15 protein-coding genes and 1 tRNA gene are annotated in these 13,707 nt (G+C 60.7%); 13 read left to right on the top strand and 3 right to left on the bottom strand.

The window, feature by feature from the left end; genetic code table 11:
- The first annotated feature begins 211 nt into the window (after nucleotides 1–211).
- Nucleotides 212–1,114, top strand: a complete 903-nt coding sequence (locus tag X771_RS157005) for an alpha/beta hydrolase (protein WP_023687277.1) — start codon at nucleotides 212–214, stop codon at nucleotides 1,112–1,114.
- Nucleotides 1,115–1,173: 59 nt separating this feature from the next.
- On the opposite strand, the gene X771_RS157010 is transcribed toward X771_RS157005, so the two are convergent.
- Nucleotides 1,174–2,250: a site-specific integrase gene (locus X771_RS157010; RefSeq protein WP_023687276.1), complete on the bottom strand. Its 1,077-nt coding sequence runs from the start codon at nucleotides 2,248–2,250 to the stop codon at nucleotides 1,174–1,176.
- 239 nt (nucleotides 2,251–2,489) lie between these two features.
- Nucleotides 2,490–3,662 carry a porin gene (locus tag X771_RS157015; protein ID WP_023687275.1) on the bottom strand — a complete coding sequence of 391 codons (1,173 nt, stop codon included), beginning with the start codon at nucleotides 3,660–3,662 and terminating at the stop codon, nucleotides 2,490–2,492.
- Between the two features lie 463 nt (nucleotides 3,663–4,125).
- Here X771_RS157015 and X771_RS157020 point away from each other — a divergent pair.
- The 3 genes from X771_RS157020 (at nucleotide 4,126) to X771_RS157030 (ending at nucleotide 6,012) form a co-directional block, all read left to right on the top strand.
- Nucleotides 4,126–4,216 (top strand) — tRNA-Ser (locus X771_RS157020).
- Between the two features lie 257 nt (nucleotides 4,217–4,473).
- A complete protein-coding gene (locus X771_RS157025; protein WP_023687274.1) occupies nucleotides 4,474–4,716 on the top strand; it encodes a GIY-YIG nuclease family protein in 243 nt (80 codons plus the stop codon).
- Between the two features lie 123 nt (nucleotides 4,717–4,839).
- Nucleotides 4,840–6,012 carry a porin gene (locus tag X771_RS157030; protein ID WP_023687273.1) on the top strand — a complete coding sequence of 391 codons (1,173 nt, stop codon included), beginning with the start codon at nucleotides 4,840–4,842 and terminating at the stop codon, nucleotides 6,010–6,012.
- 91 nt (nucleotides 6,013–6,103) lie between these two features.
- Here the strand turns inward: X771_RS157030 and X771_RS1000000167975 are convergent, their stop codons facing one another.
- Nucleotides 6,104–6,265 (bottom strand): hypothetical protein, encoded by a 162-nt coding sequence (locus X771_RS1000000167975; protein WP_023687272.1) that lies wholly within the window; start codon nucleotides 6,263–6,265, stop codon nucleotides 6,104–6,106.
- Here X771_RS1000000167975 and X771_RS157035 point away from each other — a divergent pair.
- From X771_RS157035 to X771_RS157075, 9 genes are all read left to right on the top strand, one after another.
- Nucleotides 6,264–7,376, top strand: coding sequence for a pyridoxal phosphate-dependent aminotransferase (locus tag X771_RS157035; RefSeq protein ID WP_023687271.1), 1,113 nt, complete (start codon nucleotides 6,264–6,266; stop codon nucleotides 7,374–7,376). The genes X771_RS1000000167975 and X771_RS157035 overlap by 2 nt on opposite strands.
- Nucleotides 7,377–7,532: 156 nt before the next feature.
- A complete protein-coding gene (locus X771_RS157040) occupies nucleotides 7,533–7,817 on the top strand; it encodes an acylphosphatase (protein ID WP_023687270.1) in 285 nt (94 codons plus the stop codon).
- Between the two features lie 68 nt (nucleotides 7,818–7,885).
- The gene (locus X771_RS157045) at nucleotides 7,886–8,530 is read left to right on the top strand and encodes a TetR/AcrR family transcriptional regulator (RefSeq protein ID WP_023687269.1); all 645 of its coding nucleotides are present in this window, start codon (nucleotides 7,886–7,888) and stop codon (nucleotides 8,528–8,530) included.
- The gene (locus X771_RS157050) at nucleotides 8,499–9,662 is read left to right on the top strand and encodes an isovaleryl-CoA dehydrogenase (RefSeq protein ID WP_023687268.1); all 1,164 of its coding nucleotides are present in this window, start codon (nucleotides 8,499–8,501) and stop codon (nucleotides 9,660–9,662) included. Before X771_RS157045 ends, X771_RS157050 begins: the two co-directional genes overlap by 32 nt.
- Nucleotides 9,663–9,769: 107 nt before the next feature.
- A complete protein-coding gene (locus X771_RS1000000166470) occupies nucleotides 9,770–10,594 on the top strand; it encodes a DUF1444 family protein (protein WP_198025814.1) in 825 nt (274 codons plus the stop codon).
- A gap of 8 nt (nucleotides 10,595–10,602) precedes the next feature.
- Entirely contained in the window at nucleotides 10,603–12,210 is a 1,608-nt protein-coding gene (locus X771_RS157060) for a carboxyl transferase domain-containing protein (protein WP_023687265.1), read from the top strand.
- Between the two features lie 2 nt (nucleotides 12,211–12,212).
- Complete coding sequence (locus X771_RS157065) at nucleotides 12,213–12,743, top strand: O-acetyl-ADP-ribose deacetylase (RefSeq protein WP_023687264.1); 531 nt, start codon at nucleotides 12,213–12,215, stop codon at nucleotides 12,741–12,743.
- 120 nt (nucleotides 12,744–12,863) lie between these two features.
- Nucleotides 12,864–13,238 (top strand): hypothetical protein, encoded by a 375-nt coding sequence (locus X771_RS157070; protein ID WP_023687263.1) that lies wholly within the window; start codon nucleotides 12,864–12,866, stop codon nucleotides 13,236–13,238.
- Between the two features lie 45 nt (nucleotides 13,239–13,283).
- Nucleotides 13,284–13,661, top strand: coding sequence for a hypothetical protein (locus tag X771_RS157075; RefSeq protein ID WP_023687262.1), 378 nt, complete (start codon nucleotides 13,284–13,286; stop codon nucleotides 13,659–13,661).
- The last annotated feature ends 46 nt before the right edge of the window (nucleotides 13,662–13,707 follow it).

Raw genomic sequence — 13,707 nt, 5'->3', positions numbered from 1 at the left:
CCCACGAGTGGGGAGATCAGCTGTCATTGCCGATTTCGCCGATCTCCAACGTCGAAGGAAGGGCGTAGCGCCTGAACCGCCAATCTCCCCCCTCGTGGGGGAGATGTCTGGCATTTCCAAGAGTGTCAGCTTGCCGGACAACCCCCGATTTGACCGCTCCCACCCTCGCCTGTAGCAGACGGAGACAATCCGGACAGGGAGTCCTTTTAATATGTCGAGCACCGACGGCTTCTCCGACTTTTTCTACACCGCGCCGGACGGGCTCAAGCTTCACGCCCGCGTCTATGGCGAGACCAATTCGGCAGACTCGCAGGTCGTTTGCCTGCCCGGCCTGACCCGCAACGCGCGCGATTTCCATGAGCTGGCGCTTTATCTGTCGCAGCGGACCGACAATCCGCGCGGGGTCATCGCCTTCGACTATCGCGGCCGCGGCCAGTCGGCCTACGACCCTGATATCGGCCATTACACTATCGGCATCGAGGCCGGCGATGTCCTCGCCGGACTGGCCGCTCTGAACGTCGAGGAAGCGGCCTTTATCGGCACATCGCGCGGCGGGCTGATCATCCACGTGCTCGGCGCGCTGCGGCCAGCCGCGCTGAAAGCCATTGTGCTGAACGACATCGGACCGGTGATCGAGGCCGCGGGGCTCGCCCATATCCAAACCTATCTCGACCCGGCACCGAAACCGAAGAGCCGCGCTGAGGCGATCGATGCGCAACGCGTCGCGCACGGCGCGGATTTTCCCGCTCTGACCGAGGGGGATTGGGAGCGGATGGTGTCGGCCCTCTACCGCGAGACGGACGAAAGCCTCCTGCTGCCGGATTTCGACACGCAGCTGGTCGAGACGGTGGCGGGCCTCGACCTCAGCAAGCCGTTGCCGGATCTGTGGCCGCAGTTCGAGGCGCTGGCGGCCATACCTTTGCTTGCCATTCGCGGCGCCAACTCGAAACTCCTGTCGGCCGACACACTCGACGAGATGCAAAAGCGTCATTCCGGCATGGAAGCGATCACCGTCGAGGGCCAGGGCCATGCGCCCTTCCTGGAGACAGGCAATCTGCCGGGCGCTATCGCGGCTTTCCTGGATGGAGTACCAAATGCGGCCCAGAAAAAGTAAACCCCAAGATCAAATATGATCCTGGGGTTGCCGAGGCAGTATATGAAAGCCTTGGGTAACTATTTGGCTTTCGAGCTTTTCCGGGGCGCCTTGGGTGCCTTCGCCGCTGCCGCTTTACTTTTTTGAGCAGGCGCTGGCACTGAGGCCGTGGTCAGCGGCGATGCGAAGGCCGAGCTTTTTCCATCGCCGGATAACCCCTCGCCGCGGGGCGTTTCCAGCACGACAACGCAGCCGTCGAGATCGTTGGTGGCCAGATGCGCATAGCGCATGGTCATCGAAAGCGTCTGGTGGCCGAGCCACATCTGCACGCGGCGGATGTCGATGCCGCCCTGGACCAGACGCGAGGCACAGGTGTGACGCAAGATGTGCGGAACCACCTGGTCGTCGGCGCCGAGACCGACTTCGGCCTTGGCATCGTTCCAGATGGCGCGAAATTGTGCCTGGCTGAGTTTGGTGAACGGACCCTTGGGCCGGCGGCCCTCTGACGGGGGCAGTTTGATCACCTCCTTGACCCGCTCGGTCATCGGGATGGTGCGGCTGCGGCCGGATTTGGTGATCCAGAACGAGACGCGATGTTCCTGGATGTCGTTCCAGATCAGTCCGAGCGCTTCGCCAAGGCGGCAACCGCTGTCGACGAGAAAGACCGAGAGACGGTAGGCATCCTCGCTGCGGGTCCTGATGGCGGCGAACAGCCTTGCTTCTTCGTCCCTTTCGAGGAAACGAATCCGTCCCGCCCGCTCCTTCTGGCGGCGGAACTCGGGCAGGCTGTGAATATCCCCCATCTTGTAAGCCTTGCGCAGCAGTTTGCTGAGGGCAGCCATCTTTCGATTGATGGTTGCGTTGCTGTTGCCGCGCTGGCGCAAGGTGCCGATAAGGTTGTCAAGGGTGCTCTGGTCGAAGGCGCTGAACCGTTCTCCGAGGAGAATCTCGTCTATTTCGCCGATGAAGGAGCTGACATTGTACTTATGTCGCCCATCATCCCAGAGTATGTCTCGGTACGCTGAAAAAAGCTCTCCGACCCGGTGCGACTTTACTTCTCTGATCTTGTTGTAGCTGTATTTTATCTTCGCATTTTGAGAAGAGAACATTGAGAAATGTTCGGAGGGGTCGCCCTCTTGTATCGCTTCGATGGTCATAAATTGCCACACCCCCGAGTGGATAGAGTCAGACCTACCCGCTTGGAAGCGTCCTTTCAAGAGATTTAATCACGCAGTTGTGAATTCATCCACCATCAGCGGATCCCACGAACTCACCCTACGGACTGTTCAGCTGCCGATTCCCCCTGTTCCTTCTGCTTGTCTTGACCCAGTCACGAAACAAAACAGCCCGGGCGTTGAATCGCCCGGGCTGGTATTCACCTGTTTAAAGCTAGCCCTTAGAACGAGCGCTGGAAGCGGAGCATGCCGCCAATGGCGTCGTCATCGCGGGCATCGGTCCAATCGGAGTCGCCAACGTTGATGTAGTCGACTTCGGCCGTGACCGTGAAGCCGGGGACGACGTCATAGGCGATGTTCGCCGCGGCGCCGAAGTTCTTGTCCTCGTCATACGAAAGCTGGACGTTGAACGAGGTCTTCTCGTTGATGGTGTAGGTGCCACCACCCCAGACTGCCCAGTTGCCGCCCCACTGCTTGTAGAAGCCGCGGCCGCCGGCCGGGATTGCCCAGGTCGGATCCGACAGATTGTCGTCGGTGCCGTAGCCGCCAATGATGAACAGCGACAGGTTCTGCATCGGGGTGACGTCCAAACGCACCTTGCCGGCTACTTCTTCATAGTTGCTGTCGTAAGCAATGACGCCGGTGATGGCGCCCCAGCCCTGCGTATACTTCAGACCGCCGACGACATGCGGAACATAGCTGTCGATGGTGCCGACGACGCCAGCGCCTTCTTCGAGCGAGAGGACGGCGGAGAAGCCGTTGCCCGCATCGAAATAGTACTGGATGACGTTGGTGTCGAAGCCGCCGTAGGGGACCAGCGTATCCTGGATGACGTTGCCGGCATAGCCGATGAACGTATTGAAGGCCGATTCGTCCTTACCAACGCGCAAGCCACCGAGCTGGATCCAGGCGAAGTTCAGCGAAACGCTCTTCATGCCGGCCGGATTGCTATCGATAAAGGCTTCATCGACGAGGGGGGTGGCCGGATCATCAGCGATGTTGGTGGCGTACCGATTGTTGTTGCCGAAGTTGAATCGGGTCTCGGTGTAGGTCTTCAAGGTGCCGAGTTCGGTTTCCTGGTTGGTCCAGGTCTTGAAGGTGGCGCGGGCATTCTTGTACCAGGTGTCCTGCACGTCGCCATCTTCGTGGTCGACCGACTCCGCACCCGTGAATGCGCCGACGTCGCCGGCACCGATGTCGTAGCGGACATAGCCGCCGATGCGCAGGCAGGTTTCGGTGCCGGGAATGTAGAAGTAGCCCGAGCCGTAAACGTCGCAAATCTTGACGTATTCAGCCGGTTCCGGCTCGGCGACGACGACGGCGTCGGCGGCGCGCGCACCGGAAACTGCGATCAAGGCCGCAGCGGAGCCGAGGAGAAGGCTCTTAATGTTCATTTTCTGACCTCCAGTCAAAAGTTAAAAAACGGGTCTGGGTATTCTTTGCTGAAGGACAGCGTTCCCTGCCCCATCCCCACTACCGAAAAAGATGCGCACCGCGCCGCTCCTTCGAAATCGACATTACCCATGAGGCGGCGGCGTTCAACCACGATCGTACCGGCAAAAGGGCTGTGCGGGTGCTATCCCCCGGCGTTGTTGCACAAATGACACGATTTGGCCTCAGTCAGAAAGCTCTCATTAACTATCGAAGGGCCCGGAAGCCTTGTCCAGCGCGCCGCATTGCGGCCGAATCCGGCGATCGCCGCCGGAATTGCGGCGCTGCTGCCGACTCGCCGGCCAGGGAGCCGCCGCAGATTCGCCGCATGCAAAAGGCGACGCCGCAGCCGAATCCGGAATTTTCATAGATAATGGCGCCGGCTTGTTGATTGTGCCCGCGCTTTTCTTTATCCAGCGGCGCAACGGAGAGGTGGCCGAGTGGTCGAAGGCGCTCCCCTGCTAAGGGAGTAGAGGTCAAAAGCTTCTCGTGGGTTCGAATCCCATCCTCTCCGCCATCCTGCTTCGCTCTTCGAGCTTCGCAGGACAAGCCCAACCCTCAGCGCGAAGCAGGATGGCGGAGAGGATGCCCTCCGAAGCCTTGGCGTAGGAGGGCCGGACCGTGTGGCGTGCTACGTACCGCACAGCGTAAGCCCAGAGAATCCCTTGCAAATTCGATTGGCAGTCCTGCTTCGCTCTTCGAGCTTCGCAGGACAAGCCCACCTCAGCGCGAAGCAGGATGGCGGAGAGGATGCCCTCCGAAGCCCCGCAGCTCATGTGGTATGTGTATCTTCTGGAGAGTACGGCTGCGGAAGGCGAACGCTATATCGGCATAACGACGGACCTGAAACGGCGGCTTGTCGAGCACAATGCGGGGAAATCCAGCCATACATCCAAGTTTCTGCCGTGGCGGATCGTCACCTTTATGGCCTCTTCGAACCAGGCCAAGGCAGCTTCATTCGAGCGCTATCTCAAATCCGGTTCAGGGCATGCTTTCGCCAACAAGCGCCTGTGGTGATGGCCGCATCACCTGCCGCAAAGGTCCATCTTTTCAATAAACTTCAACAATAACAATTGATTACAGTGAAAACGCTTGTCGCCGGCTTCACTATCTTGTTCGATTCTGACTGGAGGTCAGAAAATGAACATTAAGAGCCTTCTCCTCGGCTCCGCTGCGGCCTTGATCGCAGTTTCCGGTGCGCGCGCCGCCGACGCCGTCGTCGTCGCCGAGCCGGAACCGGCTGAATACGTCAAGATCTGCGACGTCTACGGCGCCGGCTACTTCTACATCCCCGGCACCGAAACCTGCCTGCGCATCGGCGGCTATGTCCGCTACGACATCGGCGCCGGCGACGTCGGCTCGTTCGACGGTGCGAGGTCCTTCGACCATAAGGATGGCGACGAGCAGGACACCTTCTACAAGAACGCCCGCTTCACGCTGAAGACCTGGACCGGCCAGGAAACCGAACTCGGCACCTTGAAGACCTACACCGAGACCCGCTTCAACTTCGGCAATCGTAACGGCTATCCGTCGGCAGACGATCCGGCAACGGAAGCAGACGAGTTCAACTCCAACCCTGCCGGCAACAAGAACGTTTCGCTGAACTTCGCCTGGATCCAGCTCGGTGGTCTGCGCGTCGGTAAAGACGAATCGGCCTTCGACACGTTCATCGGCTACGCCGGCAACGTCCTTCAGGATACGCTCGTTCCCTACGGCGACTTCGACACCAACGTCGTCCAGTACTACTTCGATGCGGGCAACGGCTTCTCGGCCGTCGTCTCTCTCGAAGAAGGCTCGGGCTTCGACACCATCGACAGCTACGTTCCGCATGTCGTCGGCGGCGTGAAGTACACGCAGGGCTGGGGCGCCATCACCGGCGTCGTCGCTTATGACAGCAACTATGAAGAAGTCGCCGGCAAGGTTCGGTTGGACATCACCCCGATGCAGAACCTGTCGCTGTTCATCATGGGCGGCTACGGCACCGACGACAATTTGACGGACTCGAGCTATGCGATCGACGCTGGCGGCCGCGGCTTCTACAAGCAGTGGGGCGGCAACTGGGCATTCTGGGGTGGCGGCACCTACACCATCAACGAGAAGACCTCGTTCAATGCCCAGGTCTCGTATGACGAATGGAAGAATCTCGGTGTTGCCGCCAACATCGCCTACGACGTTGTTCCCGGCTTCACGGTCACGGCCGAAGTCGACTACCTCAATGCAGGCAAGTTCGACGACGCCAATTTCTCCAACTTCACCAACGCCGACAAGAAGAGCAGCATCGGCGGTCTCCTCCGCTTCCAGCGCTCGTTCTAAGACGCTCAGCCTGGCTGAAAATCGAACCCGGCGGGCAACCGCCGGGTTTTCTTTTTGAAGCGCCCGTCGCCATTGGCTGCAGTGCTGGCCTTCAAAAGGGTTGCCGCCTACCGGCGGTCAGGTCGTAGAGCGTGGCCACCCGCGCCGATTTCATCACGGGCGTGATGGCCACTATTTCCAGCCGCGCCAGAACTTGCGCCGTCCTATTGGGCACGCTAGCAAGAAGGCCCATCTTCTCGTGAGCCTTTGCCATGCGCCAGCGCCCTGCCCTCACGCCGCTTGTCGGCGCGCTTCCCTCGACGGTGCCGTTTGTCGGACCGGAAGCGCAGGAGCGCGAGCGCGGACGTGCTTTTCGCGCCCGCATCGGCGCCAATGAAAGCAGCTTCGGGCCTTCGCCGCGCGTTATCGCCCGTATGGAGCGCGTCGCGCGTGACCAGTGGATGTATTGCGATCCCGACAATTACGAGCTGAAGCAGGCTGCGGCCGCCCATCTCGGCATCGGCGCCGAAAACGTCGTGGTCGGCGAAGGCATAGACGGGCTGCTTAGCCTGGTGGCGCGCATGTATGTCGCGCTTGGCGACGCGGTGGTCACCTCGCTCGGCGCCTATCCGACCTTCAACTTCCACGTTGCCGGCGTCGGCGGCCGGCTGGTCACGGTGCCTTACGAGAACGACAAGGAAAGCCTGGACGGCCTGCTCAAGGCAGTCATCAAGGAGAAGGCGCCGCTGGTCTATCTCTCCAATCCGGACAATCCGATGGGCAGCTGGTGGGAAGCAGGAGATATCACCCGCTTCGTCGAAGCGTTGCCGGAAACCACCATGCTGGTGCTCGACGAGGCCTATGGCGAATTGGGGCCGGCCTCGGCGCTGCCGCCGATCGATGTCGCGCGACCCAATGTCATCCGCATGCGCACCTTCTCCAAGGCATACGGGCTGGCCGGCATACGCTGCGGCTATGCGGTGGCGGAAGCCGAGGTGATCCGTGACTTCGAGAAGATCCGCAACCATTACGGCGTCAGCCGCATGGCGCAGATCGCCGGCGTCGAGGCGCTGGCCGACCAGGACTGGCTGCACAGCGTGGTGGCGCGAGTCGCTGCCGGCCGCACACGTATAGCCGGGATTGCGGAGACGAACGGGCTGAAGCCGCTGCCATCGGCGACCAATTTCGTCACCATCGACTGCGGCCAGGACGGCGCCTTCGCGCTGAAAGTGCTGCAAAACCTTTTGTCGCGCGACGTTTTCATCCGCAAGCCGATGGCGCCAAGGCTCGAACGTTGCATCCGGGTCAGCGTCGGCCTCGATCATGAACTCGACATCTTTGCCGAGGAACTGCCCGGCGCACTCGCCGCGGCGCGGGGAAACTAGCCCCGCCGATTGCCATCGCAACAGAGCCTGCCGAGGCCGCCAAGGCCAAAACAGAATCAGCCGCGACCCCGACTCCGTCGATCCAGCAGCAATCCGACACTCAAGCCTGTTGCTTTCGTCCGATTCCGCGCCAGTTTCTGTGCATGGGAGGCAACGATGGATGACCGGCAAAGGGCAGTGCAGGCGCGTGTGCATGGCAAGGTGCAAAGCGTCGGCTACCGGATGTGGGCGCGAGGCGAAGCGACAGGGCTTGGCCTCGTAGGTTGGGTACGCAATGAACGAGACGGCACCGTGACGGCCTGGATTGCCGGTGCCGATGCTGCGGTTTCCACAATGATCGATCAGCTCCGGCAAGGGCCAAGGGGAGCTTCGGTTTCGAAGGTCGAGACCAAGGAATTCGAACTCCTCGACGCGCCCATCGACTTTCGGATCATCGTCTAGACGGAACCACTTTATTGCCGCTTGAATTAATTGAACGTTCGTTTTATTATTGGTATCGGGAGACGTTCATGGCACGCACAACGGGATCCGACGGCGAAAAAACTGAAGCGGCCGTCCGGGAGGCTGCGGTCAGCCTGATCGCCCGCTTCGGCTACGAGGCAATGTCGATGCGGCAGCTTGCCGCCGAGGTCGGCGTTCAGGCCGCCGCGCTCTACCGCTATTTTCCGACCAAGGAAGACCTCCTGTTCACGCTGATGCGCGAGCATATGGAAGGGCTGATCGAAGCGTGGGACGCCGCACGCCCCGATGCCACCGATCCGGCAACGCGACTTGCCGCCTATGTCGAAAACCACATCGCTTTCCACATCGAGCGCCGCCACTCCACCCATGTCTCGAACATGGAATTGCGCAGCCTGTCGCATGAACGGCTGACGCAGATCCTGCGCATGCGCACCGCCTATGAGAAGGAGTTGCGCGCCATCCTGCGCGACGGCGCGGAGGCCGGCGCCTTCAGTGTCGATGACACCGGGCTCACTGCCATGGCCCTGATCCAGATGATGACCGGCGTCATCGTCTGGTTCCGGCCGGGCGAGCGGCTGTCGATGGCTGAAGTCACGGCGACATATCTTTCAATGACAATGCGCCTGGTTGGCGCGAAGATCGAAATCGGGGAGGAACGGCATGTACACGAACACACTCAGCTTCGGGCATGACGAGGACATCGAGGCGCTGCGCGATCTGGTGCGCCGCTTTGCCCAGGAGAAAATAGCGCCGATCGCTGCCGAGATCGACCGCAGCAATCAATTCCCCACGCATCTGTGGAAAGAGCTCGGCGCGCTCGGCCTTCTCGGCATCACCGCCGATCCCGATTTCGGCGGCAGCGGCATGGGCTATCTTGCCCACGTCATTGCGGTGGAAGAGATTTCGCGCGCCTCGGCCTCGGTTGGTCTCTCCTACGGCGCCCATTCGAACCTCTGCGTCAACCAAATCAACCGCTGGGCGACGCCGGCGCAGAAGGAGAAATTCCTGCCGGCATTGTGCTCGGGCGAAAGGGCAGGTGCGCTGGCCATGTCGGAATCGGGCGCCGGCTCCGACGTCGTCTCGCTCAAACTGCGCGCCGAAAAGCGCAACGACCGCTATGTGCTCAACGGCTCGAAAATGTGGATCACCAACGGCCCCGACGCCGAAACGCTGGTGGTCTACGCCAAAACCGATCCGGAGCGGAAATCGCACGGCATCACCGCCTTCATCGTCGAAAAGACGATGGCCGGCTTCTCGGCATCGCCAAAGCTCGACAAGCTCGGCATGCGCGGCTCCAACACCGGCGAACTGGTGTTCGACAATGTCGAGGTGCCCTATGACAATGTGCTGCATGAGGAGGGCCGCGGCGTCGAGGTCCTGATGTCGGGCCTCGACTACGAGCGCACCGTGCTCGCCGGCGGACCGCTCGGGCTCATGGCGGCCTGTCTCGACGTGGCGATCCCCTATGTGCATGAGCGCAAGCAGTTCGGCCAGCCGATCGGCGAGTTCCAGCTCGTGCAGGGCAAACTTGCCGACATGTATTCGACGATGAACGCCGCGCGCGCTTACGTTTATGCTGTCGCGGCTGCCTGCGATCGCGGCCTGACGACACGCAAGGATGCCGCTGGCTGCGTGCTGTTTGCCGCCGAAAAAGCGACGCTGATGGCGCTCGACGCCATCCAGCTGCTTGGCGGCAACGGCTATACCAACGAGTATCCGACCGGCCGGCTGTTGCGCGACGCCAAGCTCTACGAGATCGGCGCCGGGACCAGCGAAATCCGCCGCTGGCTGATCGGGCGCGAGATCATGGCGGAAGGGGTTTAGTGCCTGCCAAGATGGCAGGCTGTAGTTTTGCGGGTATCGAGAGACAAGTAGGGCGATAGATGGTTACGTCATCGGGGCATCCAGTCACAAGGCGGGGGATATTTGCGATGGCTTTGTTTTCCACAATCGCTGGCTTTCTCGGGCGCGCGAAGGCTCAGAAGCGTCGCTTTTCTAATATGGCGGAATTCAGAGAGCTCGTAATTGCCGAATTCAAACGGCAGCCGGGTGTCGATAGCGCTGTCGCAGACCCATCGGATCCTGCAAAAATCGGTGCAAAACTCGATGGCGCAGAAGTGACGGCAGACGTCACAAACGTGTTCGGGCACTTGAACTCATACCCCGACGAAGACGCCGATGCGGCCATACGCAGGCTAGTTCGAGGCCTCGCCGAAATACGACCTAGGGCGAGTGAAGAAAGTCTGATCGCGGTGATACGGACCCAGCAGTATGTCGAGCACCTCAGATCGATGGGTTTGGATTTATTGTGCGAACCGCTGGTTGGTGAAATTGCGGTCGTATACATGGCCGACCTTCCCGATTCAGTCTCACCTGTTGCTCCGAAGGACTTCCCCGGCCGGGCGCTTTCGGATTTGCGCGATGTCGCACTAGGCAATGTGAAGAAATGGCTGCCGAAAATTGTCTCCGACGGCCAGATTGGCACATTTTATCTCTATTACGTCGACGGCAATACGATGCTTTCCACGAGCCTTGTGCTGCTCGACGAGTTCTGGCTGTCGATCAAAGCACAGTTTCCCGGCGATGTTTTATTTGCGCTGCCGCGCCGGGATCAATTGTTCATCTTCGATGCGAGCAATCCGAAGGCCCAAAGCGCGGCCAGACAGATGATCGACGTCACGTTCGAGGATGGCTTCAATCTGCTATCCGATAAAATTTTCGAACGCCGCAACGGCAAACTCCTAGCGCAGGTGTAGAGATCGATATGGCCGTACTTCAAACCCAGATCTCCCCTTCCTCCGAAGCCTTTCGCGCCAACACCGAGCGCATGCGGGCTCTGGTTTCCGACATTGCGGACAAGGCGGCAACCGTCGAGCGCGGTGGCTCGGAGGAGGCGCGCGAGCGTCATGTTTCGCGCGGCAAGCTGTTACCGCGCGAGCGGCTGGCGCAATTGCTCGACACCGGCTCGCCCTTTCTCGAGATCGGCCAGTTCGCGGCATGGTCTATGTATGGCGAGGAGATTTCCTCGGCCGGCCTCATCGCCGGCGTCGGCCGTGTCGAAGGCACCGAAGTGATGGTCGTGGTCAACGACGCCACGGTGAAGGGCGGCACCTATTATCCGCTGACGGTGAAGAAGCATTTGCGCGCGCAGGAGATCGCGCTGCAGAACAACCTGCCTTGCGTCTATCTGGTCGACAGCGGCGGCGCCAACCTGCCCAACCAGGACGAGGTGTTTCCTGACCGCGAACATTTCGGCCGCATCTTCTACAACCAGGCCAACATGTCGGCGGCCGGCATCCCGCAGATCGCCTGCGTCATGGGCTCATGCACTGCGGGCGGCGCCTATGTGCCGGCAATGTCGGACGAGACGATCATGGTGCGCAACCAGGCGACCATTTTTCTCGGCGGCCCGCCGCTGGTGAAAGCGGCTACCGGCGAGGACGTCAGCGCCGAGGAGCTTGGCGGCGCCGACGTGCACACCAGGCTGTCCGGTGTCGCCGACCACTATGCGCTGGACGACGAACATGCGCTCGCGATTTGCCGGCGCATCGTCAAGAACCTCAACCGGCGCAAGACCGTAAGCCTGAGCTTACAGGAACCCGCGCCGCCGCTTCACGATCCGCGTGAACTCTATGGCATCGTGCCGACGGATTTGCGCCAGCCCTATGATGTGCGCGAGGTGATCGCGCGCGTCTTCGACGGCTCCGAGTTCGACGAGTTCAAGCAGAATTACGGCACCACGCTGGTCACCGGCTTTGCCCATCTTCAGGGCATGCCGGTCGGCATCATCGCCAACAATGGCGTGCTGTTTTCCGAAAGTGCTGTGAAGGGCGCGCATTTCATCGAGCTGTGCTGCCAGCGCAAGATCCCGCTGATCTTCCTGCAGAACATCACCGGCTTCATGGTCGGGCGAAAGTACGAGGCCGGCGGCATCGCCAAGGACGGCGCCAAGCTGGTGATGGCGGTTGCCACCGCCAAGGTGCCGAAGGTGACGATGATCATCGGCGGGTCGTTCGGCGCCGGCAATTACGGCATGTGCGGACGCGCCTACTCGCCGCGGTTCCTGTGGATGTGGCCGAATGCGCGCATTTCGGTGATGGGCGGCGAACAGGCGGCGACCGTGCTGGCGGTGGTCAAGCGCGAGGGAATCGAGCGCAAGGGTGGTGAATGGAGCGCGGACGAGGAAGCGAAATTCAAAAAGCCGATCCTGATGAAATACGAGCATGAGGGCCATCCGCTCTACTCCTCGGCGCGGCTATGGGACGACGGCATCATCGACCCGGCGAAAACGCGCGAGGTGCTGGCGCTCAGCCTGTCGGCCGCGCTCAACGCCGACATCGAGGAAACGAAGTTCGGCGTGTTCAGGATGTAGTGATGAGCAAGCTCGGCCAACGGATACATGTCCACACCGGCGACATCACCAGGCTTGCGGTCGATGCCATCGTCAACGCCGCCAATTCCTCGCTGCTGGGCGGCGGCGGCGTCGACGGCGCCATTCACCGCGCCGCAGGCCCGGAGCTCGAATTCGAATGCCGGATGCTGAACGGCTGCAAGGTCGGCGAAGCAAAGCTTACCAAGGGCTATCACCTGCCGGCACGTTACATCATCCACACGGTCGGACCTGTCTGGCAAGGCGGCGGAAAAGGCGAAGCCGGGCTGCTCGCCTCCTGCTATATCAGGTCGCTCGAAATCGCCGCCGCCAGGGATTGCCGGACCGTGGCATTTCCGGCGATCTCCACCGGCATCTACCGTTATCCGAAAAATGAGGCGACGCAGATTGCCGTTGGCATCGCAGGTACCTTCGTCGGACAGAACTCAACGCCCGAAACAGTTATTTTCTGCTGCTTCGACGAGCCAACAGCTCAACTATACCGACAAGCCGTTGCTGCCATTGAAGGATGCTAGTCTGCATGGATAAGATGGTTCATCCACCTACGCAAAAGCAATTTTCGGTGAGCAGGCTGGCGGCACTGGAGAATAGACGCTATTGTTCATCCCGCATTGGGCAACGGGGATGGGGTAAAGATGAGGCCGAAATATTCGGGAAAAACGACTGCGTGGGTACTTGCAGTCTTGCTTATATTTGCGGTACCCGGCGTTGGCGCCGCGGCATCGCTGGCGGGAAGCAAAGGCGACATCCATTTCTATCCGTATTTGCCGAAAAGCCCGAAAGACCAGTGCACCATGGCTTACAACGCCTATGTGGCCGCCGGCGGCCATTCGGCCTATGCGACCACGCCCTATGCCCGGATCCGTTCGTTGTACATCATCTGCGGCTCGGGCTTGAATGCACCGTCACAGAAGGCTGCCGAAGAACGGGCGATGAAATCCTGCGAGTCCGCCCGCAGCCATTACAAGGTCATTACAGGGGCTGGCTGCGAAGTTGCGGCATCGAAGTAGGCCGACAAGCATCGGCTTGGGCATTTTTCAAATGGGCGGCGCAAGATGAAATCGACACGCATCAAACGAATTACTGTATCGATGCTTGCCGGCCTGCTCGTATTTACGGCACCCGGTATCGGGGCGGCTGGATCGCTGGCGGGCAGCAAGGGAAACACCCGATTCTGGCCTCCGTTGTCACTGAATCCAAAGGAGCCCTGCACGAAGTCGTACAACGCCTATGTCGCGGCGAGTGGCCACTCGGCCTACGCGACCACATTCTACTCGCGCGTCGACGATCTTTACATCATCTGCGGTGCGCGGCTGAACGCGCCATCTCAGAAGGCCGCGGAAGAGTTGGCGTTGCGAAGCTGTCAGGTTGGCCTGAAAAAGTGGAAGGTTCAGACCGCGAGCGGCGGCTGCAAAATCGCGGCTTCGAAATAGGCTCATTCCTGCCAGACCGGCGCCGCCCGAGACAAACCCGGGAGGC

This window comes from Mesorhizobium sp. LSJC269B00 (genome assembly GCF_000502815.1).
Taxonomy (GTDB): domain Bacteria; phylum Pseudomonadota; class Alphaproteobacteria; order Rhizobiales; family Rhizobiaceae; genus Mesorhizobium.
This window is presented reverse-complemented; position numbering and strand designations above follow the sequence as displayed.

Coding starts and splice junctions, on each gene's coding strand:
- X771_RS157060 (WP_023687265.1), top strand. CDS start 10,603: ATGGCCGTACTTCAAACCCAGATCTCCCCTTCCTCCGAAGCCTTTCGC.
- X771_RS157025 (WP_023687274.1), top strand. CDS start 4,474: ATGTGGTATGTGTATCTTCTGGAGAGTACGGCTGCGGAAGGCGAACGC.
- X771_RS157065 (WP_023687264.1), top strand. CDS start 12,213: ATGAGCAAGCTCGGCCAACGGATACATGTCCACACCGGCGACATCACC.
- X771_RS157030 (WP_023687273.1), top strand. CDS start 4,840: ATGAACATTAAGAGCCTTCTCCTCGGCTCCGCTGCGGCCTTGATCGCA.
- X771_RS157075 (WP_023687262.1), top strand. CDS start 13,284: ATGAAATCGACACGCATCAAACGAATTACTGTATCGATGCTTGCCGGC.
- X771_RS157010 (WP_023687276.1), bottom strand. CDS start 2,250: ATGACCATCGAAGCGATACAAGAGGGCGACCCCTCCGAACATTTCTCA.
- X771_RS157070 (WP_023687263.1), top strand. CDS start 12,864: ATGAGGCCGAAATATTCGGGAAAAACGACTGCGTGGGTACTTGCAGTC.
- X771_RS157005 (WP_023687277.1), top strand. CDS start 212: ATGTCGAGCACCGACGGCTTCTCCGACTTTTTCTACACCGCGCCGGAC.
- X771_RS1000000166470 (WP_198025814.1), top strand. CDS start 9,770: ATGGCTTTGTTTTCCACAATCGCTGGCTTTCTCGGGCGCGCGAAGGCT.
- X771_RS1000000167975 (WP_023687272.1), bottom strand. CDS start 6,265: ATGGCAAAGGCTCACGAGAAGATGGGCCTTCTTGCTAGCGTGCCCAAT.
- X771_RS157015 (WP_023687275.1), bottom strand. CDS start 3,662: ATGAACATTAAGAGCCTTCTCCTCGGCTCCGCTGCGGCCTTGATCGCA.
- X771_RS157040 (WP_023687270.1), top strand. CDS start 7,533: ATGGATGACCGGCAAAGGGCAGTGCAGGCGCGTGTGCATGGCAAGGTG.
- X771_RS157035 (WP_023687271.1), top strand. CDS start 6,264: ATGCGCCAGCGCCCTGCCCTCACGCCGCTTGTCGGCGCGCTTCCCTCG.
- X771_RS157045 (WP_023687269.1), top strand. CDS start 7,886: ATGGCACGCACAACGGGATCCGACGGCGAAAAAACTGAAGCGGCCGTC.
- X771_RS157050 (WP_023687268.1), top strand. CDS start 8,499: ATGTACACGAACACACTCAGCTTCGGGCATGACGAGGACATCGAGGCG.